This is a genomic window from Fulvivirga sp. AWR4_260 (assembly GCF_056158185.1).
The window spans coordinates 3,013,809-3,035,821 of sequence record NZ_JBSWSU010000015.1 but is presented as its reverse complement, the minus strand read 5'-3'; the positions used below and the strand labels follow the sequence as shown (position 1 = coordinate 3,035,821).

Genomic DNA, 22,013 nt, shown 5'->3' with positions numbered 1-22,013 from the left:
TCTAAATGATGTTTAATGTGGGTTGTAGGAGGTTTTGTTAAGCTAGGTAGGCTTTAGTACAGTTATTGTTTTATTACTAGCATAATTACAAAAGATTAGAATTATGAGTATTGAAACTAAAGAAGTAGATAATAACAATAACAAAAAAGGACGTTTATGGGCATACAAGAAACTTGGATTTTCTAAGCCAGAAACTGCGGAAATTGTTAATACCTTAAACCAACTTTTGGCCAATTATCATGTGCACTATCAGAAATTAAGAAATTACCATTGGAACGTAAAAGGGCCTGATTTTTTCGATATCCATGAAAAATTTGAAGAACAGTATAACGAAGCAAAAGTAAATATTGACGCTATTGCCGAAAGGATTAGAGTTTTCGGATATACTCCCATGAGCACGCTCAAAGAATATCTCGAAAACTCAGAAATAAAAGAAACAGGCACTGACCTAGACGGTATGTCTATGGTAAATGAAATTCTTAATGATTTTGAGGTGCTACTAGGGTACATGGTTAATGTAGCCGATGCTGCTATAGATATTGGTGATGTAGGTACAGAAAATATGATTAACGCATTTGTAGAGAAGATGGAGAAAACTCATTGGATGTTCACTGCATTTGCAACAAAAGAATAAATAGTTTAGATTTAGACTATATCTCACCCAATAAGGGCCAGTATATGGCCCTTATTCTAACTACAGACAGCATGGAAACCCAAGGAAAAGATATTTTAGTTCCGATAGATTTTACGATGGCTGCTAAATACGGAATGGACAATGCCGTGAAACTTGCTAATCGACTTAATACTGATATTCACCTCGTTAATTTTATTCCTCCTCCTTCTTCTAAGAAAAAAAATGCTACTTTAATTAATATTGGCGATGAGCTTTCTTCTTCAATTAATCAACTAAAAGAAAATCAAGAAAAACTAGTAGAGCTACTTCAAGGCATAAGCATTTCTGGTTCGCCAAAGATATACTCCGAAATTAAATTTGAGCGGCTTTATCCAGGCATTAAAAAGCAAATAAAAAATAAAAATATAGGCCTAATAGTAATGGGGCTAAATGGTCACATTAGTATTGGAGATACATTGTGTCAAAATAAAAAGGCCAACGAAATTATCCGTTCCGGATGCCCAGTTATGGTCTGTAATAAATATGTAGATGCCATATCAGACAACAAAAGTATTTTGGTAAGCATGGACGAAGACTCATACCTCAGTGAAAATTTTGACAAATTCATTAATGTGTCTAGCGAATTATTTGATAATTGGCATTTTGTACACATCAATTATGAGGGGGACAAAAAACGATGGACAGAAAATGGTTTAAAGAAGTTTTTGCTACAGCACAATATGCCTGTAGATTCAGTAAAAGTTATAGACAGTGCTAATAAAGAAGAAGCCATAATCTCTTATGCTAATGAGCTGAATGCGGGCTGTATAGCCGTTAATAGGCATGGCAAATTATCAAATTTTAAAGACTGCCATGTGGAGCAGGTGGTTTCTCGAAGTCAGTTTCCTGTGTTTATATATTAACCCATAACTTTAGGGCAAAGCTTTAACTCCTAATATTAAATTAGGGTTAGGGCAATTGTCTAAGTAATAATCTTTTTCAGAGGGTTTTGCAACACCCGGATAGTCACCTGTTTTTTCGGCTATATGCTTAATGATTTGAAAGTGCAAGTGAGGCGGCCAATTGACATTTTCATGAAATACCCCCAAAGTAGCCAGTTGATCTCCGGCTTTAATAAGGTCCCCTTCGTTTTTTCCTACTAATGAGGCTTTGCTTAAATGTCCGTAAAGGGTATAAAAGCTCATTTCTTTTATAGTATGCTTAACTATAATAGTTGGTCCATAATCACCAATGCTATCATTGTCTTTTAAACTATAAATCTCACCATCGAGCGGGCAATAAATTTTTGTTCCGGCTTCAGCCCAAATGTCAATTCCTAAGTGGATTGATCTGGGTTCATCATTTGCTTTGTTGAAAACATCACTAAATTTATAAATCACCCTATCTTCTCCATAGCCTCCAATACCAATAGTACAATTATGTATGCTTAACTGTTGATTTACAAAATTAGTAAGAGCGAGAGGATCTTTGTTACCTTTAAGAAAATCGAGGTCTGGGTTATCGATTGAAAAATCCATAATATGAACTTTGGTACTATCATTTAAATCGTACTTAGTTATTGGTTCAAAGCTGAGATTTCTTAAGGTTTCTTCTAAAGACATAAATAATATATTACTTGTGTTGGTTGTTTGCTTTAGCTTTTTTGTAAAAATATAAAATCAAAACTGGTAACAAAGTTAAATCTATCACCAAGGCAAAAACTAAGGTTAAACTGATAAGAAGTCCTGTATAAAATGTGCCTCCAAAAGTAGATAGGAGGAGTATTAAAAAACCTCCAGACAATATTAAACTAGTAATTATAATGGCTTTTCCTGTAGAAAGATATGTTCTTTTTAGTGCGTAGAGAAGGTTTTTTCCTTTCGCTAGCTCTATTTTAAATTTACTTGTAAAATGTATGGTATCGTCTACTGCTATTCCAAATGCAATGGTGAAGATAATGGAGGTTGACATCTTAAGGTTAATATCGGCTATGCCCATAATAGCCCCTACGATCATTAAAGGTATAATATTGGGTATTAAAGTAATCAGTACCATACGGATTGATTTAAATAACAACCCCGCTATAGTTGCAACTACAAGAAACGCAATGCCCAGTCCTTTAAACATGTTTTGGGCCAAGTACTCATTGTTACGGTCTATAAGGTTTGAGGTGCCAGTTACTCTAAAAGACACATTATTAGCCGAAAACATGTTTTCCGTATACTGATAAAAGTTTTTAGTGTTCTCTAGTGTAATGGCGCTGCCAACATCTCCTGTGCGCATGCTTATGCGTGCAGTTTTAAGATCTTCGGAGAAAAGCTTTTGATCTTGCTTTCTCTTCGTAATCCTTCTTAAGTATTTATTAACCTGCTTCCATTCACGCTGCGATGCAGGTAATATAAAATATTTAGGGTTTCCTCCATGCAATGCTTGGTTTACTCCTTTTATAATAATTGTTGGGGATATAATATTGCCTGCGCCAAAATCTGATTTTAAATAATTTTCTACGAGTGCTATTTTCTTTATAATGTCGGGAGAAAATACATTTAAAGAGTCGGAGGTAACAGTGGCCGTGATTTCAAATGGCCTAGAACCTCCAAAATATTTGTCGAAGAACCTAAAGTCTACTTTTAAGGGCGCATTGTCCGGTAAGTCATCTATGAGATAACTGTTAATTTTTACTTGATAGAGGCCGAATAAAGATAAAACAATGATTAATAAATTGATGGCAAATACCTTTTTTCTCCTTTTTAAGGTGAAAATGAACATTTTTTCAACTAGTGGCTGCCATATATTGTGACGGTTTACTTTCGTTATTTTTGGCTTTTTTAAGATAAGGAGCAAGGCTGGCATTAGTGTAAACGTTACTATAAAAGCTACAAAAACTCCTATGCCCGTATATAAACCAAATTCCTGAATAGGCGAAATGGTGGCTGTTATTAATGTGAAGAAGCCTATAGCTGTAGTAAGCGAGGTTAGAAATGTGGCAAGGCCAACTTCTTTTACTGTAATTTTTATAGCATCTATTTTAGATAAGCCTGATCTTAATAATTCAATATACTTGGTGTATAAGTGCACTACATCAGACATGCCTACCACAAACATAATGGTGGGGAGTAGTACCATCAGAATGTCTAAGCGTTTTCCTGTTAGCCCCATAATACCAAGTATCCATACAGTGGAAAGCATTACAACTATCAGAGGAATTATAACACCCGAAAAGGACCTAAAACACAAGAACAGGAAAACGATTACCAATACTACCGAAGCAGAGAGAAATACCATTAACTCGGTCTGCATTTTTTCAATAAAAACACCTTGAGCATATACACGCCCAGCAAAATGTGTTTTCTCAAAGGCGTAGCTATTGATTAATTGCTCAATGTTATTTACTAGTGAGTCTGTTGCTGGCTTGCTTTGTAATTCAGCATGTTGAATTATTAGCGCTGTAGCTTGACTATTCTTTGATATTAATTTTTCTGTAAATTGTTCGCTCTCAAATATTCGAGCACTGTCTTTACTTAGTAAGGCTGGTTGTTTTAGGTGTACAAGCGGTACATTAAAAAATCCGGCTTTACTAATAACAGGTAATTGAATGGATGTTAATGAAATTACTCTTTCGATATGAGCAATTGAATCTAAATTTTCTGAAAAGTGATTGAGCTGCTTTAAAAACGTGCTATCAAAAATAGAAGGGGTATTTTCAATCCCTATCAGCAAGAAATTATTATCATTCCCAAACTCTTTTTCAAACTCATGATAATACTCTAGTGCAGGGTCTTTTTCTGGGAAAAAACTCTCAAATACGTAATTAAACTTTAGATTTTTGAGATTAAAACCCAGTATTATCGTGATGATAAACAATAAGACTATAAGTCTGTAAGCATTTTTTTTAGACATCAAAAACAAAGTTATGCCAGTTTAACAAATTGGCATAGGCTCTGTTGACTAATAATAACGATTATTTCGATTGGGTAATCAACAGTGCCATGTTTAACCTGGCCAGTAGCATTTCTTTATTGGGCATTTCATTATTATTAAGCCATTCCATGGCTTCTTTAATTTCGGAGCTATTATAAGGAATTTCATTAGAGTTGCCTTCGTAATAATTTATTACGGCCTCAATAACTCTTTGTCGCTTAGGATTGAAAAAATGTCTGAACATAAAAAAGTTTTATAAGTTGTCAGAACAAAAAATTGTTAATGCATTTTATGAATTTTAATTTATTTTACAATATTTTTTTTGGTTTTTGTTGTTGTTATTTTGATGAGTGGTCTTCATTTAAGAAAAAATAACTATTAGAGTATAATTAATTTATAGGCATTGAATCTTTAACTAATGATTATCTTTGCCCTTTTAGTATTAGAAATTGATGTTTAAGTACTTATTATATAGATAATTATGAGACAATATTTAGACCTAATGAAGGATATTCTCGAAAATGGGAATGAAAAGGGAGATAGAACGGGAACGGGAACTAAAAGCGTGTTTGGTAGACAACTTCGCTTTAATTTAGAAGATGGTTTTCCTTTATTAACAACTAAAAAATTACACGTTAGGTCTATTTTTCATGAGCTGCTCTGGTTTTTGAGTGGAGATACTAACATTAAATACTTAAAAGAAAATGGAGTTTCCATTTGGGATGAATGGGCAGATGAAAATGGCGATTTGGGACCTGTATACGGTCATCAGTGGAGATCGTGGCCTACACCTTCTGGTGGTCATATAGATCAAATTAGCCAAGTACTTGATCAGATAAAGAATAACCCTAATTCTAGGAGACATATTGTAACGGCTTGGAATCCTGCTGAAGTAGATAATATGGCACTGCCTCCTTGCCATGCTTTGTTTCAGTTTTATGTGGCAGATGGTAAGCTTTCTTGTCAATTGTACCAGAGAAGTGCCGATTACTTTTTAGGAGTGCCATTTAATATTGCTTCTTATGCGCTTTTAATTCATCTTTTTGCGGAGCAGTGTAATTTAAAAGTAGGTGAGTTTGTATGGACAGGAGGTGATGTACACTTATACTCAAATCACTTGGAGCAAGCTAAATTGCAATTGAGTCGAGAACCAATGGCTCAACCGCGGTTAGTTATTAAAAATAAGCCTAATAGCATATTTGATTATAAATATGAAGATTTTGAAATAGTAGACTATAATAGTCACCCTACTATAAAGGCGCCTATAGCTGTCTAAGCTTTAAAGGATGGAGGTAGCAACTGTGTTACCTCTTTTTTTATTTTATTAAGATCCATGCCTCTAATGTGCTGTCCGTTTACACTGTTGATCACGTTGGCTCCAAGTGCGTTAGTAGTAAATATCATTTCACTTTCCTCTATTACCTGTTCGGGCTTATATTTTACCTTCAGCACTGGGTGCGAGCTTTTTTGATACAAATTAATTATGTATTCTCGCATAACTCCTGCCACACATCCTGTATCTAAATGTGGGGTATATAACTGGTTGCCCACTTTCCAAAATATGTTAGAGTATATACATTCACTGACGTGACCCGCATTATCGAGAATAATTAAGTCTTCAAATTTAGAGTTATCGCGTTCATGAGAGGCCGTGATATAAGGCAAAGCATTCATTTTTTTATATGGGCTAAGCAGCCATTTATGGTTCTGTACGTTTTTACTGATACCACATGTAATAAGGCCAATGTCAGGTTTTGAAATTTCCGCTCCGGTTATTAAATAATTGCAACCTTGATCATGAGATGTATATCCTTTTTGTAGTTCGTTTTTTCGCCAGACCATAATTTTTAGCCTTACATGGCTTTCTCTAAAATTTTTCACCGCAAATTTTATGAGCATTTTGGATAAGTCGTTAATAGAGGACAGCTCATGCGGTAGGTTCAGATGCAATGCTTTAGCCCCTTTGAGCAAGCGGGCATGGTGAAAGGGGAGAAGTGCATGTTTTTTATTGTGTAAAGCTATAGTTTCAAAAATACCATCGCCAAATTGCAGTGCCCTATCATTTAAAGCTACTGGAAGAGTATCTTTTATAAGTTCTCCGTTAAAAATTCCTTTCATAAACTTGCCTTTTTTCAAATAGCGCTCATCTTTGAGCTTATTTTATCCATGGTAGAATAGGTTTATCAGTGTAATGGTGTTTTCATACGATTTTTAAACCATTCATAATTTTAAATCCCATGGCAGTAAAATTATGATTAATATTGATACTAATAATAATGATTTATGGCAGAAAAGAGTAGCATTTTTGATATGATCGGTCCTGTGATGATTGGTCCTTCCAGTTCGCATACTGCGGGGGTTGTCAGAATTGCACGTGCAGCAATTAGAGTATTAGGAGGAAGGCCTGATAAAGCTATTATTACTTTTTATAATTCATTTGCTCGTACATACGAAGGGCATGGCAGCGATAGAGCCATAGTAGCGGGTTTATTGGATTATAAAACTGATGACCCTAGAATAAGGGAGTCATTAAAGATTGCAGAAGAAGAGAAGTTTAATTACACTTTTAAGTCGGTAGGCAATGCATCTGTATATCATCCTAATACCATAAAATTAAACTTGGAAAAGGATGGGCGAAAGGTAGAGATTATAGGAGAGAGCAAAGGTGGCGGTGTAATTAATATCGCTGAAGTAGATGGTTTTAATGCTGATTTTTCGGCTAACCTACATACGCTGATTATTAAAGCTGATGATATGAAAGGTAGTATAGCTTATATCGCTAATATTCTCTCTCATGATGATTGCAACATTGCTACTATGTCAGTTTCACGTAAAGGACGTAATGATTTGGCGTGCTTGGTAATAGAGATGGATAGCGGGCTTAAAGATGTGACATTGGCATATCTTGAAAGTTTAAAATGGATAAAAGAAGTTATTTATATACCTGATATAGACTTGTAAAATCAATAATATGAAAGCACTAAAATTGCTAATATTTTTAATATTATTTAGCTACACAGCTCGTGCTCAGGAATCTACAATGGCCACGGAGCCATCTGAAGAGGAATGGTCACTTTCTGAGTGTATTGACTATGCTATGCAGCATAACTTGAATATAAGGAGAACTTTATTGGATCTTCAAAATCAAGAATTGAGTTATACACAAGCTAAAATGAATATTCTTCCTACGGTAAATGCAAGTGCTTCTTATAACTTTAACTGGGGTAGGTCTATTGACCCTACCACTAACTTTTTCGTTGATAACCAAAAAGTAGAATCAGGTAATGCATCATTAAGTGCCTCTTATACTTTATTTAATGGTTTTAGGCTACAGTACGCCATTACTCAAAATAAGTACGGGGTAAGGTCGGCAGAGCAAACATTAGAATCTACAAAAAGAGATATCTCATTATCTGTAGCCAGTTACTACATTAATGTGTTGTTTACCCGTGAGTTGCTAGAAAATGCAAAGAAGCAACTTAATAGCACAGATCAACAAGTGCTTAATACCAGAAAACAAGTAGAAGTAGGTGCCTTGGCACAATCTAGTTTATTAGACCTCCTTGCTCAAAAAGCATCGAACGAATCTAATGTAGTAAATGCTGAAAATGACTATAACAATGCCATTATTCAGTTAAAGCAAGTATTGCAATTGCCTCCTGCAAATTCAATAGATATTATTATTCCTGAAATAGATACTGCGGCCATTCAGCCAGTTATGGATATGAATGTAATGGAGGTATATAATGTGGCATTGCAAAATTGGCCCTCTATTAGAGCGGCAGGTTTTAATGTAGAAAGTTCCAAATATGCAGTTAAATCAAGTGTAGGTAATTATTATCCTACGCTAACTTTGGGCGCTGGCCTTACTACCCGGTATTCTGATGTGGCATTAACTCAGCTAGGTGAAGATTATCCTTTTTCTGATCAACTAGATGACAACCTTAATAAGTATGTAGGCGCAACATTAAATATTCCAATATTTAATGGCTTATCTGCCAGGTTAGGGGTGCAGCGAGCAAAAGTCACTTTAAGTAGAGCTGAAGTGACTTATTCAGAAGCGGAGTATACACTTTGGCAAAATATAGAACAATCTTATAATGATGTGGTAGCTGCAGCTAAGTCGTACTTGGCAGCAGAGAAACAGGTAGAAGCAAGAGAAGAGTCTTTTAGAGTATTAAAACAACGCTACGATATAGGAGCTGTTAATATTACTGATTATCAAATAGGCGAAAATGATCTTTTCCGTGCGAAGTCAGATTTGTTAAGGGCTAAGTATGACTATGTTTTTAAGCAACAAGTATTAGAGTTTTATCAAGGAAATCAAATCGAATTTTAAACCAATGGCAAAGAAGAAAAAATCAAGTAAATGGTTGTATTGGGTAATAGGATGCTTTGTGGTGTTGATATTGTTTTTAGTGGTAGGTAAATCTGCCGGATGGATTGGTCAACCCAATGAAATAGAAGTAGAACTAGCCAAAGCCAAAAAGGTTTCCATTACTGAAAAGGTAAGTGCCTCCGGTATGGTGCAGCCAGTGGTAGAAGTTAAGTTAAGCCCTGAAGTTTCAGGTGAGTTAATAGAGCTGAATGTAGAAGAAGGTGATTCTGTGGCTATGGGGCAAATATTGGCTAAAATTCGACCAGATAATTTTAAGGCATCTGTAGATCAGTCTGAGGCATCATTAAATCAGCAGCGTGCTAACTTGGCATCAAGTGAAGCTGCATTGGCCAGAGCCGAAGCCACTTTTCAAAGAGAAAAACTTGACTATGAAAGACAGAAAAAATTATACGAAGAGAAAGTAATTTCTGAGTCTGATTGGCAGCTTGCAGAACAAAATTATGCCGTGGCACAAAATGATCTGAAATCTGCTCAGAAATCTTTAGACGCAGCAAGGTATATTGTGAAAAGTAGCAAAGCTTCTTTGACGCAGGCTCAAGAAAACTTAAGCAGAACTACAGTTACTGCCCCTATGAGTGGGACTATCTCTAAACTAGATGTTGAACAAGGTGAGACTGTATTAGGGACACAACAATTTCAGGGTACTGAGATTATGAGAATTGCTGACCTTAATAAAATGGAAGTTCGTGTTGATGTTAATGAAAATGATATTATTAGAGTGGCATTAGGAGATACTGCAATAATAGATGTAGATGCATATTCTCATTTAGACAAAGATTTCAAAGGAATAGTAACTTCTATAGCTAATACAGCCAATGAAAAGGCCTCGGCAGATGCTGTTACCGAGTTTGAAGTGAAGATTAGAATTTTGAATTCTTCATATGCAGATTTGGTAAATGAAGGAAATCGTTTTCCTTTTAGACCAGGAATGACCGCAAGTGTTGAAATTATCACCAATAAAAAGACTAATATTTTGTCAGTGCCGCTTTCTTCTGTAACCACTCGTAATCCAAATCTAAAAGTTAATAACGAATGGGATGAAGCCGAGGAAAAAGAAATAGAAGAAGCTTCTCAAGCAGAAATGAAAGAGGTCATTTTTATTAGTGAAGGAGGAAAAGCTGTACTTCGAGAAGTGAAAACAGGCATTAGCGATTATGAAAATATAGAAATACTAGAAGGGGTGAAAGAAGGTGAAGAAGTGGTGCGAGGTCCGTTTATGGCTGTATCTAAGCGTTTAAATGACGGAGATGTAATTAAGACTGCCGAAAAAGAAAAAGAGGAGTAGGGTCGAGGTGTTAACTTTACTTTATACACATAAAAAAAGCCAACTAACGAGTTGGCTTTTTTTATGTGTATATCTGAATTAAAGGTATCAATTCTGAAAAAATAGAATCCTTTTGTAATTTTGCCTATAAGCAAACTACTAACTCTAAATAATTTGTCTAAGGAAGTTAAAATATCAGGTGTTATCATCACTTATAATGAAGAAAAAAATATACAGCAGTGTATCGAGTCGATGATTGATGTGGTGGATGAAATTGTGGTGGTAGACTCTTTTAGTAATGATAAAACTCAGCATATATGTGAGAGCCTAAACGTACGATTTCTTCAGCATCCATTTGCAGGGCATATAGAACAAAAAAATTATGCTCTGGATCAGGCTAGTCACGATAATGTTTTGGCATTAGATGCAGATGAAAGGTTGTCTGATGAAATGAGGCAGTTTATTCAGCAAGTGAAATTAGATTGGAATCACGATGGTTATATATTTAAAAGATTGAATAATTATTGTGGTACTTGGCTGAAAAGAAGTTGGTATCCTGATAAGAAGTTGAGGCTTTGGGACAGAACCAAAGGCCGATGGGGAGGAACAAATCCTCACGACAAAGTGATAATGGAAAACGGAGCGGCTGTGAAGTTGATGAAAATGGATATACTTCATTATGCATACGCTAATTTGGAGGAGCATTACGAGCAAGTAAAAAAGTTTGCTATTATTGCAGCCAATTCCAAATATAAAAAAGGCAAGAAGGTAAATTTTGTTGTCCATGTTATTTTGAATCCGTGGTATAAGTTTGTACGGAAGTATTTTTTCCGTTTAGGGATTCTGGATGGGTATTATGGGTTTATTTTTAGTAGTTTGACTGCGTTCTTGAATTTTATGAAGTACTTAAGACTTTGGGAGTTAAATAGACAAGATAGAAGAAGAAAAATATGAATAATGTAAAGGTGTCAGTGATAATGGCTACTTATAATATGCCTGAATGGCTTGAAAAAGTATTATGGGGCTATGAAAATCAAACTTATAATGATTTTGAGCTTATTATTGCTGATGATGGTAGTGGTGAAGATACTAAAGCAATTATAGATAGGTTCAAAACTGAATCTTCTCTTGATATTGTACACTTGTGGCATGAAGACCAAGGATATAGAAGGCAGACTATTCTAAATTTGGCAATACAAAAGGCCAAGAATGAATATATTTTATTCACTGACGGTGATTGTATACCAAGGGCTGATTTTATAGAGACTCATGTAATGCATGTAGAGAAAGGAAGGTTTCTATCAGGGGGGTATTGTAAACTGTCCATGGATGTAAGCAAGGCCATTACTAAAGAGGATATCTACTCTCAAGATTGTTTTAAAATAGATTGGTTAAAGGAAAAAGGTTTTTCCGGTACATCTCAATTTAGAAAATTAGGTGCTCAAGGTAATTGGGCAAAGTTTTTAGATTTTGTAACCCCTGCTAATGCTTCATTTAACAATTGTAATAGTTCTGCATGGAAAGAGGATCTATTAAGCGTTAATGGTTATGATGAGAGAATGCGTTACGGTGGACCGGATAGAGAGATAGGAGAGAGGTTAGAAAACTTTGGAGTTAAGGGTAAGCAAATTAGACACAGAGCTATTTGTTTACATTTGGATCACGCAAGAGGTTATAAAACGAAGGAGTCATTAGAGGCTAATCTTCAGATAAGGAAGAATACTCGCACAAACAAGGTGGTTCAAACTCCTTTTGGAATAAAGAAAGATTCAGCGGAAAGTTAATTTTCGCTGAATGTAAAACATCTCAATAAACATATTTCTGTAGCCAGGCGAAAAACTCCATTAGCCAGGCTACGCCTATATGTATCATTACTCCTCCAAAAATACTTTCAGTTTCATAAGCGATTACTCCCAGTATAAAACCTCCAAAAATTGAACTGATGGCTTCTCCTGCTGGTTTTCCGAAATGATAAAAGCAGTATACCGTTATCATGGGGATAACCACATTCCTACCTAGTATTGAAGCTAGTGATAAGATTAAAAAACCTCTGAAAACTAATTCTATGGTGAAGAAATTCCAGCCGTAAGCAAATTCATAAATAATGGCAGGAACCCATTTTGGAGTGTTTAAGTCAATATAGGCCGTGTTGGGTTTATAAATAGGGTAGAAATTAATGAAATTATCTATAAATGATGCTGTAAATATCAACGGCATCATGATCAGTAGCATTACCAGATAAGTTCTATAATCGAATTTTCTAAGGGTAACCCCGTAGAATGATTTCTTATAGTCATCAAAATATGTATAAAATAGCCAAAGCGGTATTAAAGTGGTAAATACATTGATTAAATTTTTAGCTACTTTTTTTGCCCAGTACTGACTTTCGTAGTTAAGCACCAAGTTAATAATCGTTTCGTGATAATGAAATGCAGAGTCTAAAGCCAATGTGGTTATGGCCAGCAATGATTTTATCCAGAATGCCTTATTGCTAAATATTGACCACAGGTTTTTAAAATAGGCAACTATAAAACAAGCAGAATAATAAGCAAAACCGAAGAAAAGGAAATAATATAATATTCTAATACTCTTGCCATGGTAACTGTCAATTATAGAATCTTCGAAGTCAAGATAATAATTGATTGAGATGCATATAGATAAAAAGAGAGCAATACTTCCGTAAAAAGCGAAAGAGTAATTTTCGCTCAAATGAAGCTTTAGATATTTAATTATTTTTTTCAATCCACAAAGTTATTCATCAATGTTTCATATACTTTGTGGACAGGGAAACCCGCCACATTATAAAATGAACCTTCCATGTTAGTTACAGCCACCATACCAAGCCACTCCTGAATTCCATAAGCTCCAGCTTTGTCAAAGGGCTTATAATTGTCAATATAGTACTCTATTTCACCTTCGGTAAGTTGTTTAAATGTAAGGGTGGTAACATCTGTTAATGAGTGTGTTAATTTTCCATCAGTAACGCACAGCCCAGAAGTGACAATATGGTCTTTACCAGAAAGCTGTTGCAGCATTTCAATAGCATGCGGTCTGTCTACAGGTTTTCCTAATATAAAACCATCGCAGATTACAACAGTATCAGAGGTAATAAGCACTTCTTTGCCATCAAGGTCATCTATATATGCCTGAGCTTTTTTATTGGCTAGATATTCTGCCACTTCCATTACAGGCAAGCTTTCAGGGTAATCTTCTTCTACAGGTTTTACTTTTGAGGTGTATTCAAAACCTAAATCTTTTAATAATTGCTTTCTTCTGGGCGAGTTAGAAGCAAGAATGAGTGGGCGATTGAAATTCTTCATTTTTAATAGAGCTAAATAAAAATCCACAAATTACTTTTGGGTAAAAATAGGTCGATTTCTGGGGCATGGTAAAACCACTGTAACAAACCTTTTTAATATTGTCCATACTTATATCATTAGTTAATATGGCCATTTGAGCTTCATTTCTAATGATTTTTGCCAAACATTCTCCCGAACTGCGGTCAAAATCTATGTTTTCTGACCTGCGTTGATCCTTGCCTACAATACCAAGAATTTTTTCAATGATAAAATAATGCATAATGGTGAGATCAAGCCTTTTTATTTCCATAGGGAAATCCCAAGGGATATCGTTAATTTTTTCTGCCTTTAAAATGACCTTATAAGCATGGTGTTTCATTATTATACCAAAGGCCCATGTTTTACCTGATATGATTTCGTGTAAATTGTGAGGTTCATCTATTGGCTTTATAATAAAGTCTTCTTCCAGCTTAGTCAAAATTTCGTCTTCATCGAATTGATCTAAGCTTTTAATTAAACGATGAGTAGGAAGTACTTTCAAATCATCAGCTTCAGTATTAGTAAGGTACATCATATGAAAATTATAACCTTCATCACCGGTATGATTCGGGTTATTTTTCATCATTCGCTTACGGTATACCAATGATCCTTCATACCTATGATGACCATCAGCTAAAATGATTTGCTTGTCTTTGATAACACTTAAAAAGCGTTGAATGATTTCTGCATCTTGAATAACGCTAAGTACATCCCTTACACCTTGGTAATCTTCGGTTTCGTAAAGCGGATTTTGCATACTTTCATCCATGTACTTCTCTAGCTCAAAAGTAGGGTCTGTGTACAGACCATGCGTAGGGCTTACATTTAGCTGAGTTTTTTCTAGTAAATCAATTCTATCATTTACCGCTTTAGGAATAGTGTTTTCGTGCCTCAGGATTACCTTTTCGGGCCAGTCATAAGCTTTTATATTACAAATGAATCCCTTTCTGCAGAAAGCACGATTACTGCCAGGTAATGAGAAATGCTGGTAATAAACATAAATGCCATAAACAGGATCTTGTTTTATGGTGTTTTCCTTTTTCCATTTATCTAATAATGCGGCCGCATCTACAGAAGGATTGTTGCCCTCAGGTACAGATAAATGAATACTGTTTAAAGGATTTTGATAAAGTTTATCACGCTGTTTTTGTGAAACAACATCAAAAAGAGGCGAGGTTAGGCTCTCTATTTTACTGGTCTGATCTGTACTATACCTCCAAGCTCTTAATGGTTTTATTTCTGCCATATAGTTGGTTTAATTTCTTGCTCTTTTTTTCCATTTGCTAACTTTTTGTGTAGCAATGGTTGCGGGCTGTGTTGTTGTTTTATGATTAGCAATTATTGTAGTGGCTAAAACCGATGCTATTATTTCTTCCTCATCGTTCGCTTTGCTATCCAATACCTCAGGAGAAAAATGCTTTTCTACAAATTTAGTGTCAAAGTTACCCGAGGTGAAGGCCTCATGTTTTAAAACATAGCCACAGAAGCCGAGTGTTGTTTCTATGCCAGTTATTTGATATTCATCTATGGCGCGGAGCATTCGTTTTATGGCTTCTTCTCTGTTAGAGGCATAAACGGTGAGCTTAGCAATCATCGGATCGTAGTATACCGGTATGCTCATACCTTCTTCAAAGCCGTCATCTAGCCTAATTCCCGGGCCCTGCGGTCTGATGTAAGTGTTTAAAGTTCCTATATCTGGTAAGAAATTATTCTTGGGGTCCTCAGCATATACGCGCACCTCTATGGCATGACCTTTATACGTCAAATCATCCTGAGTAAATGGTAGTTTATTTCCAGAGGCGATATTAATTTGCTCTTTCACTAAATCTAAGGCAGTAATTTCTTCAGTTACTGGGTGCTCCACTTGCAAACGAGTATTCATTTCTAAGAAATAGAAATTCAATTGATCATCTACAATAAATTCTACCGTGCCGGCACCATAATAATTACAAGATTTAGCTACTGCAATAGCAGCTTCTCCCATCGCTTGTCTCACTTCAGGTGTTAGTAATGATGAGGGAGCTTCTTCAATCACCTTCTGATGTCTTCTTTGAATAGAACATTCTCTTTCAAAAAGGTGAACCACATTGCCATGTTGATCTCCTAATATTTGAAATTCAATATGTCGGGGTGAATTCACAAATTTTTCAATAAAAACAGCACCATCACCAAATGCAGATTTTGCTTCACTAACAGCACGGTCCATTTGCTCTTCAAAATCTTCGTCTTTTTCTACCAGTCGCATACCTTTTCCTCCACCACCAGCACTCGCCTTTATTAAAATAGGATAACCTATTTCTTTGGCGATTTCTTTGGCCTTAGCTACATCGGATATGGCTTCTTCCGTACCAGGTACTAAAGGTACATCAAATTTTGCCACAGCTGCTTTTGCTGCTAATTTACTACCCATAATATCAATAGCTTCGGGCGAAGGGCCTATGAATATTATACCTTCATCAGTTACTCTTTTGGCAAATGCTGCATTTTCAGATAAGAATCCGTAACCCGGATGTAGTGCATCTACGTTTAATTCCTTACATACCTCAATTATTTTTTCTATATTAAGGTATGATTTTGCTGAGGCTGGTGGACCTATTAAAACGGCTTCATCTGCATAGCGAACGTGCAGTGAGTTCCTGTCGGCCTCACTATATACGGCTACCGTTTTAATGCCCATCTCTTTGGCTGAGCGAATAATTCTGAGAGCAATCTCTCCTCTGTTGGCAATTAGTATTTTTGATATTTCTGACATGTGAAGGCGATATTGTTCTATTACAATGCTACTTAAATATTTAATATTTTCTAAGGGCATAGTAGATTAAAATAAACGTACATTTTTGCTAAGAAGCGTAATAGTATTAGATTTGTGTGTTTTTTTGACAGTATTAACGTTTTAGAACTAAAACATAAGAGTAGTGGATCTATTTGATAAATTAAAAGTAGAAGACGGAGCACTGGGTCAGCACTCACATCTTCCCAAGGATTATTTCATGTTTCCTAAGTTAGAGGGAGAAATAGCCCCAAGAATGAAGTTTAATGGCAAAGAGGTTTTAACTTGGAGCTTAAACAACTATCTTGGATTAGCTAACCACCCTGAGGTAAGAAAGGTAGATGGCGATGCAGCTAAAGAATGGGGGTTAGGTTACCCTATGGGTGCAAGAATGATGTCGGGTAACTCTGTTAACCACATTAAGTTGGAAGAAGAGTTGGCTGATTTCATAAAGAAAGAGTCCGTAATGCTTTTAAATTTTGGTTATCAAGGTGTGTTATCAATTATTGATGCCGTTGTTGACCGTAAGGATGTAATCGTATATGATGCTGAGTCTCACGCTTGTATTATTGATGGTGTAAGACTTCATATGGGAAAACGTTTTGTTTACCCTCATAACAATATTGAAAACCTTGAGAAGCAATTACAAAGAGCAAAGAAAATAACTGATGAAACCGGTGGTGGTATCTTAGTTATTACTGAAGGTGTTTTCGGTATGTCTGGAAACCAAGGTAAATTAAAAGAGGTAATTGAACTGAAGAAGAAGTTCGATTTTAGGCTTTTTGTTGACGATGCTCACGGGTTTGGTACTATGGGTGAAACAGGTGCCGGAACAGGTGAAGCTCAAGGATGTCAGGATGGTATAGATTTATACTTCTCTACATTTGCTAAATCAATGGCTAGTATTGGAGCATTTGTAGGTGGAGATGCTGCTATCATCACTTATTTGAGATACACGTTGAGATCTCAAATCTTTGCTAAGTCTTTACCAATGCCATTGGTAATAGGAGCATTGAAAAGATTAGAATTATTAAGAACAAAGCCTGAGCTTAAAAATAATCTTTGGAATGTAGTTAATGCATTGCAGTCAGGATTAAAAGAGCATGGTTTTGATATAGGTACTACTTCATCGCCAGTAACACCTGTTTTGTTTAAAGGTGGATTAGGAGAAGGAGCAAATATGGCTATGGATTTAAGGGAAAATTACAATATTTTCTGTTCTATGGTAATTTATCCTGTTGTACCAAAAGACATTATTATGATTAGACTTATCCCTACAGCGGTGCATACAATGGAAGATGTGAAAGAAACCATTAATGCTTTTGCTTCTGTAAAGGATAAATTAGACAATGGCGTGTATAAAAGAGAAGAAATAATAGCAATTACTAAGTAAAAAAAGGTAAAAAAAACGCTGTTATTGATTGAATTAGAAACATTTTGAGTATATTGCCAGCTCAAAATTTATAGTAGAAAATTTTAAATAACCTTAAAAAACTTATCAAGTATGGAAAAATTTCAGGAGCTTAAGGAATTAGTATTGTCTTTAGAAGGAGACTTTGACAAATTCTATAATAAAGGAAACAACGCTGCTGGTACTAGAGTGAGAAAAGGAATGCAAGAGTTGAAAAACTTAGCTCAAGATATCAGAGTAGAGGTACAAGAAAAAAAGAATAACGATTAATTATTCTTAAAATCATATAAAAAAGCCCCTGTAAATATTTACAGGGGCTTTTTCATTTTAAAGGGTTTGATGTATCTAGCTTTGTATTATTCTCTTTAAAGTAGAACTATTCATGTTGATTTGGTCAAATTTAGAAAAGTAAGGTTTCCACCAGTTGTTGATTTTTTATATATGAGCAGAAATAGATTGCTAATTATAAAATATCAATTAGTTTTGCATCCAAATTAGATTGGGATATCTTTTATGAAGGATAGAGTTATACTGCTGAGGGGCAATTATGGCTTCTCAGATAATATGAACAGAGGTGCTTTTATTTTAGTAGGTTCTATATTTGTAATCCTTGGCCTACGTCATTTATATACGTTTACTAACAATGATTGGTTGCAAATAATGCTCGATATTTTTTTGGGAGTTGGTTTGCTGGTCTATTGCTATCTTTTTCTTTCGTGCAGGTCTAAATATGCTCCTAAAGTTGTAGTAGATGATGAAGCCATTTTATTTAAAGATAAACCCCTAGAGCCTGCTACTTGTATTAAGTGGAAGGATATCAAAGAAGTTACCTTTAGGTCTTACCGAATAGTTTTCAAAAAGAAAAGTGGGGTAGAAGTAATTACTTACAAAACTAACCCACGTAAATGCGAGCAGATAAAGAAAACTTTATCTGAATATGCTGAAATGAAAAGTATTAGTGTGGCTGATTAAGCTTCACTATTACTTATATTATTCGAATTTTCTTCGTAAATCAGATTTTTCGAAAGCTCGAATAGATGAGCTTCCGTTTCATAAAAATGCATCATGTACCCCGCAGTATTTATGAAACATACAGTATCTCCAATTTCAGGAATCTGATCTAAATTTATTTTTCTCTTTAAAATAACATCAGACTCAAGGCATCTGGCTCCAACAAAATAGCCTGTGGTTGCTTTTTTTGTTTCATGACCTGAGCTTGATATAACAATGGGGTCAAGTAAAAAATCGGCACTAGCACTAAATAATTGTGTTCCATTCATATTTAAACCTATTAGCAAGTCTCCATTGCTATCATATTTTCTGAAAATAACTTGAGCTAAAGTTATCCCTGCTTGGTCTAACAATGATCTTCCAGGTTCAATACGCAAGCTTATATTTTGTTTTATGAGAGCTTCTGAGAGACTTATACCATCAAATTCACTTTTCAATAATTCATCCATAAATACTTTTCTGGGCTGTTTATTGAAGTAAGGGTAGGTTTGCAACTGGCCTTTCAATTGACCGTTTTCAATGAAGTAACCTAATCCATTTTTTTGATGTGTAATGGCAGGTGTATCTTGTTGAAGTGACTCTTTTAGCGTACTCTTAAATTTGTTCCACTCAGCTTCACTTTCAAGGTAATTGATGGTAATGCCACCACCAATATCTATAAATTGTATGTTAATTTGCTGTTGCTGTACAATTTTACAGATGTCGAGGGTTTGTTTTAATGCTGCAGCCCTTTGCGAAATGCTATAGCCATTTAGATGAAAGTGAAAGCCTTGTAGCTTTAAGTTGTTGTGATTAATAATCTCTTGATTGATCACTTCCTGCACATCGGATATATCAAAACCGAAACGAGTATATAGCTTTTGATTTTTGTATGTAAAACCGCCAATTCTAAGCCCTATTTGTGCTTCCTTATTTTTTTCTTGTGCAATGGCTTTTGTTGCATTAAGCTCATCCAAGTTATCGATGATAATCAATACATTATTTTCTATTGCTAGGTTTAAAAGTTGTGTATCCTTTATAGCGGCCGTTAACACTAATTTTTCAGTGTTATGGGGGAATTTTAAACTTTGCTGTAGCTCGCGGTAGCTGGCTGTGTCTACACCAAAACCATTTTCTAGTGCACTTTTTACGAAATACTGCGACTTGTTCGCTTTTCTGGCAAAGAACACTTCTCCCTTTATGCCATGCGAAGAGAAAACCTCATTAAATTCTTTATGATTCTCTAAAAATGGAGTATTGCAAAGTATATTTATTGGAGAGCCATACTGTTCGAATAATAAATCAAGGTTTTGTGTTTTTAAAAACTTATCTATCCATGGGTGTTTTATTGGAGTTAATTTAGGGACTTGACCTTTAAGCGGATTGTTGTTTTTCATTGAGTTATGCTTCAGAGTATATTTTGGCAATATTTTTTGCCCACTGTGTGACAAAATTATTCCGATGGGGAGATAAGGCATCGTTATCAAAAGTTATGCCTTCAGTAGGGGTGCCTGTGGCAGCAATGGCTTTGTTAACCTGTCCATCACTGTCTAGTATATAACCGTATTTATCAATATTCATACAACCAGGCTGATAAACTTCTTGTAATTCTTCACATGCATTGGTGAACATTGTAATTTCTCCTCGCTGGAGTAAATTGTGATAAATTCCCCTGTTGCTATCATCTATAGCTACTTTAGGTATGCGGGCATCAATGAGATAATTTATATTGAATGGTTGATCATTATATTGGGATGAAATTAAGAACTGAGCTTTTTCTTTGTTAAGCTTTATCTCTTTACAGGCTCCTATTTTGAAATCTACGATGCCTGCCTCGGCTAATGCCAGTATTTTTTGCATGTTTTCTACCGGTGGGCCATAGGTCAATCTGTTTAACATGCCGGCATATTCTTTAATAAACTTTTTGTGAGAAAGCGGACTTAATCCTCCGAATTTAAAGACTTCACCAAATATGGGGGTAGCTAGCCTCCATACTTGACTAAGCGCTGCAAAGGGGCTTTTTTTAGCTCCTAATTGGGCTTCATTATTAGCTTGGTGAATGTAATGAATGATGTACTCATTTAATTCTTCTGAGGAGTTAAACTGAATGTCTTTTAGCGGGTTAAAATAAGCATCTATATCTAAAGGTGGAATGCTCTTATTTTTTTCTAAGAAATCATTTACTATTTCTTTAAATGAGTCAAAACTGTTATTTTTTTGCTTATGTGTATATCCCACATTGTGCATCAATGTTTTGTAGTATACATATATCATTTCTTGTTTTAGGAGCGGAAGAATATCATTTTCAAAATTTAGAGGCTTGTTGTCTTTTAAGGCTTCTAATTTTGCTTTAGTAAAAAAATGAAGTTCGTTATCTTTTAATTGTTGCTCCTCACCACGTGCCACCATTGGTAGACCAGACCTAGAGAATGGATATATTTTTGAAGGCTCATGTCCAGAAGGAATATATTTTAATCGATTGTGGAGTAATTGAAATTTTCCTCCGCGACCTTCCGTTAAGGCAAGTGTAGCATCTATAAAAGTTAAACCCATGCCTTTGATGCCTACCGTAGTTTTGGGCATTATGCTACCAAGTGTAGATTCTACAGGATAGACAAATGGCACAAAACCCATATGAGTGTGTTTACAGTTGTAAATATACCATTCGTTTTCTTGTGGAGTTAAAGTCTTTTTGGGATGTCCTGTGGCTAATAAAATCTGTTCATAAGGGTAGGGAAGCCACTCTTCTTGTTCATTTTCTGCGCCTTGAAACTGTATGTAATACTTGTCGCTATTGTTTTTCTTTAGGTCCAATGCTTCTCCAATAAAGGTAGCAATGTGCACCTTGTCTGGCAAATGGTTGCAGATATACGCAAAGCTATCTTCTAAATATTGACCTACGGTAGTTCTGGAAGAATAGTCGGTAGGCTTAAGGTTATCATCTACTATGTTTTGTTGAGTAAGCCATTTTGTATACGAAGGGGTATTTCCCATGACAGAAAGCGAACTTTCGTTGCCCCAAATGTCAATGTCTTTATTTTGGACATTCATTTTGAGGAATTCAGGCTGATCTGTTCTGTACACATCACCGCTACCAAAGAACGAGGTTCTGTTAAATATATGAATTTCAATTCTGTGGTGTGTTTTTTGAACTTGTAATTCAGAAACGAGCCTCTCTAAGCCAAACATTCCTTTTGGTCCTCCACCAATTATGGCAATATAAGATGTAGGTTCAGTGGCGATAAACTGGTCATCTTCACTGATATTATTAGATTCATTAGTTGATTTTTCGACCGTTAGCATAATG

General features: G+C 35.3%; 21 protein-coding genes. 11 read left to right on the top strand and 10 right to left on the bottom strand.

The window, feature by feature from the left end:
• Nucleotides 1-103: 103 nt before the first annotated feature.
• Nucleotides 104-634: a Dps family protein gene (locus tag ACXACQ_RS19135; RefSeq protein WP_474977595.1), complete on the top strand. Its 531-nt coding sequence runs from the start codon at nucleotides 104-106 to the stop codon at nucleotides 632-634.
• Nucleotides 635-678: 44 nt separating this feature from the next.
• Complete coding sequence (locus ACXACQ_RS19130) at nucleotides 679-1,536, top strand: universal stress protein (RefSeq protein ID WP_474977594.1); 858 nt, start codon at nucleotides 679-681, stop codon at nucleotides 1,534-1,536.
• 9 nt (nucleotides 1,537-1,545) lie between these two features.
• Here the strand turns inward: ACXACQ_RS19130 and ACXACQ_RS19125 are convergent, their stop codons facing one another.
• The 3 genes from ACXACQ_RS19125 to ACXACQ_RS19115 form a co-directional block, all read right to left on the bottom strand.
• The gene (locus ACXACQ_RS19125; RefSeq protein WP_474977593.1) at nucleotides 1,546-2,235 is read right to left on the bottom strand and encodes a peptidoglycan DD-metalloendopeptidase family protein; all 690 of its coding nucleotides are present in this window, start codon (nucleotides 2,233-2,235) and stop codon (nucleotides 1,546-1,548) included.
• Between the two features lie 10 nt (nucleotides 2,236-2,245).
• Nucleotides 2,246-4,513, bottom strand: coding sequence for an efflux RND transporter permease subunit (locus ACXACQ_RS19120; RefSeq protein ID WP_474977592.1), 2,268 nt, complete (start codon nucleotides 4,511-4,513; stop codon nucleotides 2,246-2,248).
• A gap of 61 nt (nucleotides 4,514-4,574) precedes the next feature.
• Nucleotides 4,575-4,778, bottom strand: a complete 204-nt coding sequence (locus ACXACQ_RS19115) for a hypothetical protein (RefSeq protein WP_474977591.1) — start codon at nucleotides 4,776-4,778, stop codon at nucleotides 4,575-4,577.
• Between the two features lie 237 nt (nucleotides 4,779-5,015).
• On the opposite strand from ACXACQ_RS19115, the gene thyA reads away from it, so the two are divergent.
• Entirely contained in the window at nucleotides 5,016-5,810 is a 795-nt protein-coding gene (gene thyA, locus ACXACQ_RS19110; RefSeq protein ID WP_474977590.1) for a thymidylate synthase, read from the top strand.
• On the opposite strand, the gene ACXACQ_RS19105 is transcribed toward thyA, so the two are convergent.
• Entirely contained in the window at nucleotides 5,807-6,652 is an 846-nt protein-coding gene (locus ACXACQ_RS19105; RefSeq protein WP_474977589.1) for an aminotransferase class IV, read from the bottom strand. The two genes, thyA and ACXACQ_RS19105, sit on opposite strands and share 4 nt — an antisense overlap.
• Before the next feature lie 165 nt (nucleotides 6,653-6,817).
• Here ACXACQ_RS19105 and sdaAB point away from each other — a divergent pair, with 165 nt between their 5' ends.
• The 5 genes from sdaAB (at nucleotide 6,818) to ACXACQ_RS19080 (ending at nucleotide 11,981) form a co-directional block, all read left to right on the top strand.
• On the top strand, nucleotides 6,818-7,495 hold the full coding sequence (gene sdaAB / locus ACXACQ_RS19100) for an L-serine ammonia-lyase, iron-sulfur-dependent subunit beta (protein ID WP_474977588.1): 678 nt from the start codon (nucleotides 6,818-6,820) through the stop codon (nucleotides 7,493-7,495).
• 10 nt (nucleotides 7,496-7,505) lie between these two features.
• Nucleotides 7,506-8,873, top strand: coding sequence for a TolC family protein (locus ACXACQ_RS19095; protein WP_474977587.1), 1,368 nt, complete (start codon nucleotides 7,506-7,508; stop codon nucleotides 8,871-8,873).
• Between the two features lie 4 nt (nucleotides 8,874-8,877).
• Nucleotides 8,878-10,218 carry an efflux RND transporter periplasmic adaptor subunit gene (locus ACXACQ_RS19090; RefSeq protein ID WP_474977586.1) on the top strand — a complete coding sequence of 447 codons (1,341 nt, stop codon included), beginning with the start codon at nucleotides 8,878-8,880 and terminating at the stop codon, nucleotides 10,216-10,218.
• A gap of 153 nt (nucleotides 10,219-10,371) precedes the next feature.
• Complete coding sequence (locus tag ACXACQ_RS19085) at nucleotides 10,372-11,151, top strand: glycosyltransferase family 2 protein (RefSeq protein WP_474977585.1); 780 nt, start codon at nucleotides 10,372-10,374, stop codon at nucleotides 11,149-11,151.
• The gene (locus ACXACQ_RS19080; RefSeq protein WP_474977584.1) at nucleotides 11,148-11,981 is read left to right on the top strand and encodes a glycosyltransferase family 2 protein; all 834 of its coding nucleotides are present in this window, start codon (nucleotides 11,148-11,150) and stop codon (nucleotides 11,979-11,981) included. The genes ACXACQ_RS19085 and ACXACQ_RS19080 overlap by 4 nt, the downstream gene beginning before the upstream one ends.
• A gap of 22 nt (nucleotides 11,982-12,003) precedes the next feature.
• On the opposite strand, the gene ACXACQ_RS19075 is transcribed toward ACXACQ_RS19080, so the two are convergent.
• Genes ACXACQ_RS19075 through accC form a run of 4 tightly spaced genes read right to left on the bottom strand, consistent with a single transcriptional unit; the run spans nucleotide 12,004 to nucleotide 16,287 of the window.
• Nucleotides 12,004-12,939, bottom strand: a complete 936-nt coding sequence (locus ACXACQ_RS19075) for a CPBP family intramembrane glutamic endopeptidase (RefSeq protein ID WP_474977583.1) — start codon at nucleotides 12,937-12,939, stop codon at nucleotides 12,004-12,006.
• A complete protein-coding gene (locus ACXACQ_RS19070) occupies nucleotides 12,936-13,517 on the bottom strand; it encodes a Maf family nucleotide pyrophosphatase (protein ID WP_474977582.1) in 582 nt (193 codons plus the stop codon). Before ACXACQ_RS19070 ends, ACXACQ_RS19075 begins: the two co-directional genes overlap by 4 nt.
• Nucleotides 13,480-14,781 carry a DUF1015 domain-containing protein gene (locus ACXACQ_RS19065; protein ID WP_474977581.1) on the bottom strand — a complete coding sequence of 434 codons (1,302 nt, stop codon included), beginning with the start codon at nucleotides 14,779-14,781 and terminating at the stop codon, nucleotides 13,480-13,482. The genes ACXACQ_RS19070 and ACXACQ_RS19065 overlap by 38 nt, the downstream gene beginning before the upstream one ends.
• A 9-nt stretch (nucleotides 14,782-14,790) precedes the next feature.
• On the bottom strand, nucleotides 14,791-16,287 hold the full coding sequence (gene accC, locus ACXACQ_RS19060) for an acetyl-CoA carboxylase biotin carboxylase subunit (protein WP_474977580.1): 1,497 nt from the start codon (nucleotides 16,285-16,287) through the stop codon (nucleotides 14,791-14,793).
• Between the two features lie 163 nt (nucleotides 16,288-16,450).
• Here accC and ACXACQ_RS19055 point away from each other — a divergent pair, with 163 nt between their 5' ends.
• The 3 genes from ACXACQ_RS19055 (at nucleotide 16,451) to ACXACQ_RS19045 (ending at nucleotide 18,688) form a co-directional block, all read left to right on the top strand.
• Nucleotides 16,451-17,698, top strand: a complete 1,248-nt coding sequence (locus ACXACQ_RS19055) for an aminotransferase class I/II-fold pyridoxal phosphate-dependent enzyme (protein ID WP_474977579.1) — start codon at nucleotides 16,451-16,453, stop codon at nucleotides 17,696-17,698.
• A gap of 111 nt (nucleotides 17,699-17,809) precedes the next feature.
• Nucleotides 17,810-17,986, top strand: coding sequence for a histone H1 (locus tag ACXACQ_RS19050; protein WP_474977578.1), 177 nt, complete (start codon nucleotides 17,810-17,812; stop codon nucleotides 17,984-17,986).
• Between the two features lie 243 nt (nucleotides 17,987-18,229).
• Nucleotides 18,230-18,688 (top strand): hypothetical protein, encoded by a 459-nt coding sequence (locus ACXACQ_RS19045; RefSeq protein ID WP_474977577.1) that lies wholly within the window; start codon nucleotides 18,230-18,232, stop codon nucleotides 18,686-18,688.
• Here the strand turns inward: ACXACQ_RS19045 and ACXACQ_RS19040 are convergent.
• Nucleotides 18,685-20,103: a type III PLP-dependent enzyme domain-containing protein gene (locus tag ACXACQ_RS19040; RefSeq protein WP_474977576.1), complete on the bottom strand. Its 1,419-nt coding sequence runs from the start codon at nucleotides 20,101-20,103 to the stop codon at nucleotides 18,685-18,687. The genes ACXACQ_RS19045 and ACXACQ_RS19040 overlap by 4 nt on opposite strands.
• 4 nt (nucleotides 20,104-20,107) lie before the next feature.
• The gene (locus ACXACQ_RS19035) at nucleotides 20,108-22,009 is read right to left on the bottom strand and encodes an FAD/NAD(P)-binding protein (protein ID WP_474977575.1); all 1,902 of its coding nucleotides are present in this window, start codon (nucleotides 22,007-22,009) and stop codon (nucleotides 20,108-20,110) included.
• Nucleotides 22,010-22,013: the final 4 nt, after the last annotated feature.

Excerpts from the sequence above, each read along its gene's own strand:
- ACXACQ_RS19135 (WP_474977595.1), top strand. The coding sequence starts at position 104 with ATGAGTATTGAAACTAAAGAAGTAGATAATAACAATAACAAAAAAGGA.
- ACXACQ_RS19130 (WP_474977594.1), top strand. The coding sequence starts at position 679 with ATGGCCCTTATTCTAACTACAGACAGCATGGAAACCCAAGGAAAAGAT.
- ACXACQ_RS19125 (WP_474977593.1), bottom strand. The coding sequence starts at position 2,235 with ATGTCTTTAGAAGAAACCTTAAGAAATCTCAGCTTTGAACCAATAACT.
- ACXACQ_RS19120 (WP_474977592.1), bottom strand. The coding sequence starts at position 4,513 with ATGTCTAAAAAAAATGCTTACAGACTTATAGTCTTATTGTTTATCATC.
- ACXACQ_RS19115 (WP_474977591.1), bottom strand. The coding sequence starts at position 4,778 with ATGTTCAGACATTTTTTCAATCCTAAGCGACAAAGAGTTATTGAGGCC.
- thyA (WP_474977590.1), top strand. The coding sequence starts at position 5,016 with ATGAGACAATATTTAGACCTAATGAAGGATATTCTCGAAAATGGGAAT.
- ACXACQ_RS19105 (WP_474977589.1), bottom strand. The coding sequence starts at position 6,652 with ATGAAAGGAATTTTTAACGGAGAACTTATAAAAGATACTCTTCCAGTA.
- sdaAB (WP_474977588.1), top strand. The coding sequence starts at position 6,818 with ATGGCAGAAAAGAGTAGCATTTTTGATATGATCGGTCCTGTGATGATT.
- ACXACQ_RS19095 (WP_474977587.1), top strand. The coding sequence starts at position 7,506 with ATGAAAGCACTAAAATTGCTAATATTTTTAATATTATTTAGCTACACA.
- ACXACQ_RS19090 (WP_474977586.1), top strand. The coding sequence starts at position 8,878 with ATGGCAAAGAAGAAAAAATCAAGTAAATGGTTGTATTGGGTAATAGGA.
- ACXACQ_RS19080 (WP_474977584.1), top strand. The coding sequence starts at position 11,148 with ATGAATAATGTAAAGGTGTCAGTGATAATGGCTACTTATAATATGCCT.
- ACXACQ_RS19070 (WP_474977582.1), bottom strand. The coding sequence starts at position 13,517 with ATGAAGAATTTCAATCGCCCACTCATTCTTGCTTCTAACTCGCCCAGA.
- ACXACQ_RS19065 (WP_474977581.1), bottom strand. The coding sequence starts at position 14,781 with ATGGCAGAAATAAAACCATTAAGAGCTTGGAGGTATAGTACAGATCAG.
- accC (WP_474977580.1), bottom strand. The coding sequence starts at position 16,287 with ATGTCAGAAATATCAAAAATACTAATTGCCAACAGAGGAGAGATTGCT.
- ACXACQ_RS19050 (WP_474977578.1), top strand. The coding sequence starts at position 17,810 with ATGGAAAAATTTCAGGAGCTTAAGGAATTAGTATTGTCTTTAGAAGGA.
- ACXACQ_RS19045 (WP_474977577.1), top strand. The coding sequence starts at position 18,230 with ATGAAGGATAGAGTTATACTGCTGAGGGGCAATTATGGCTTCTCAGAT.
- ACXACQ_RS19040 (WP_474977576.1), bottom strand. The coding sequence starts at position 20,103 with ATGAAAAACAACAATCCGCTTAAAGGTCAAGTCCCTAAATTAACTCCA.
- ACXACQ_RS19035 (WP_474977575.1), bottom strand. The coding sequence starts at position 22,009 with ATGCTAACGGTCGAAAAATCAACTAATGAATCTAATAATATCAGTGAA.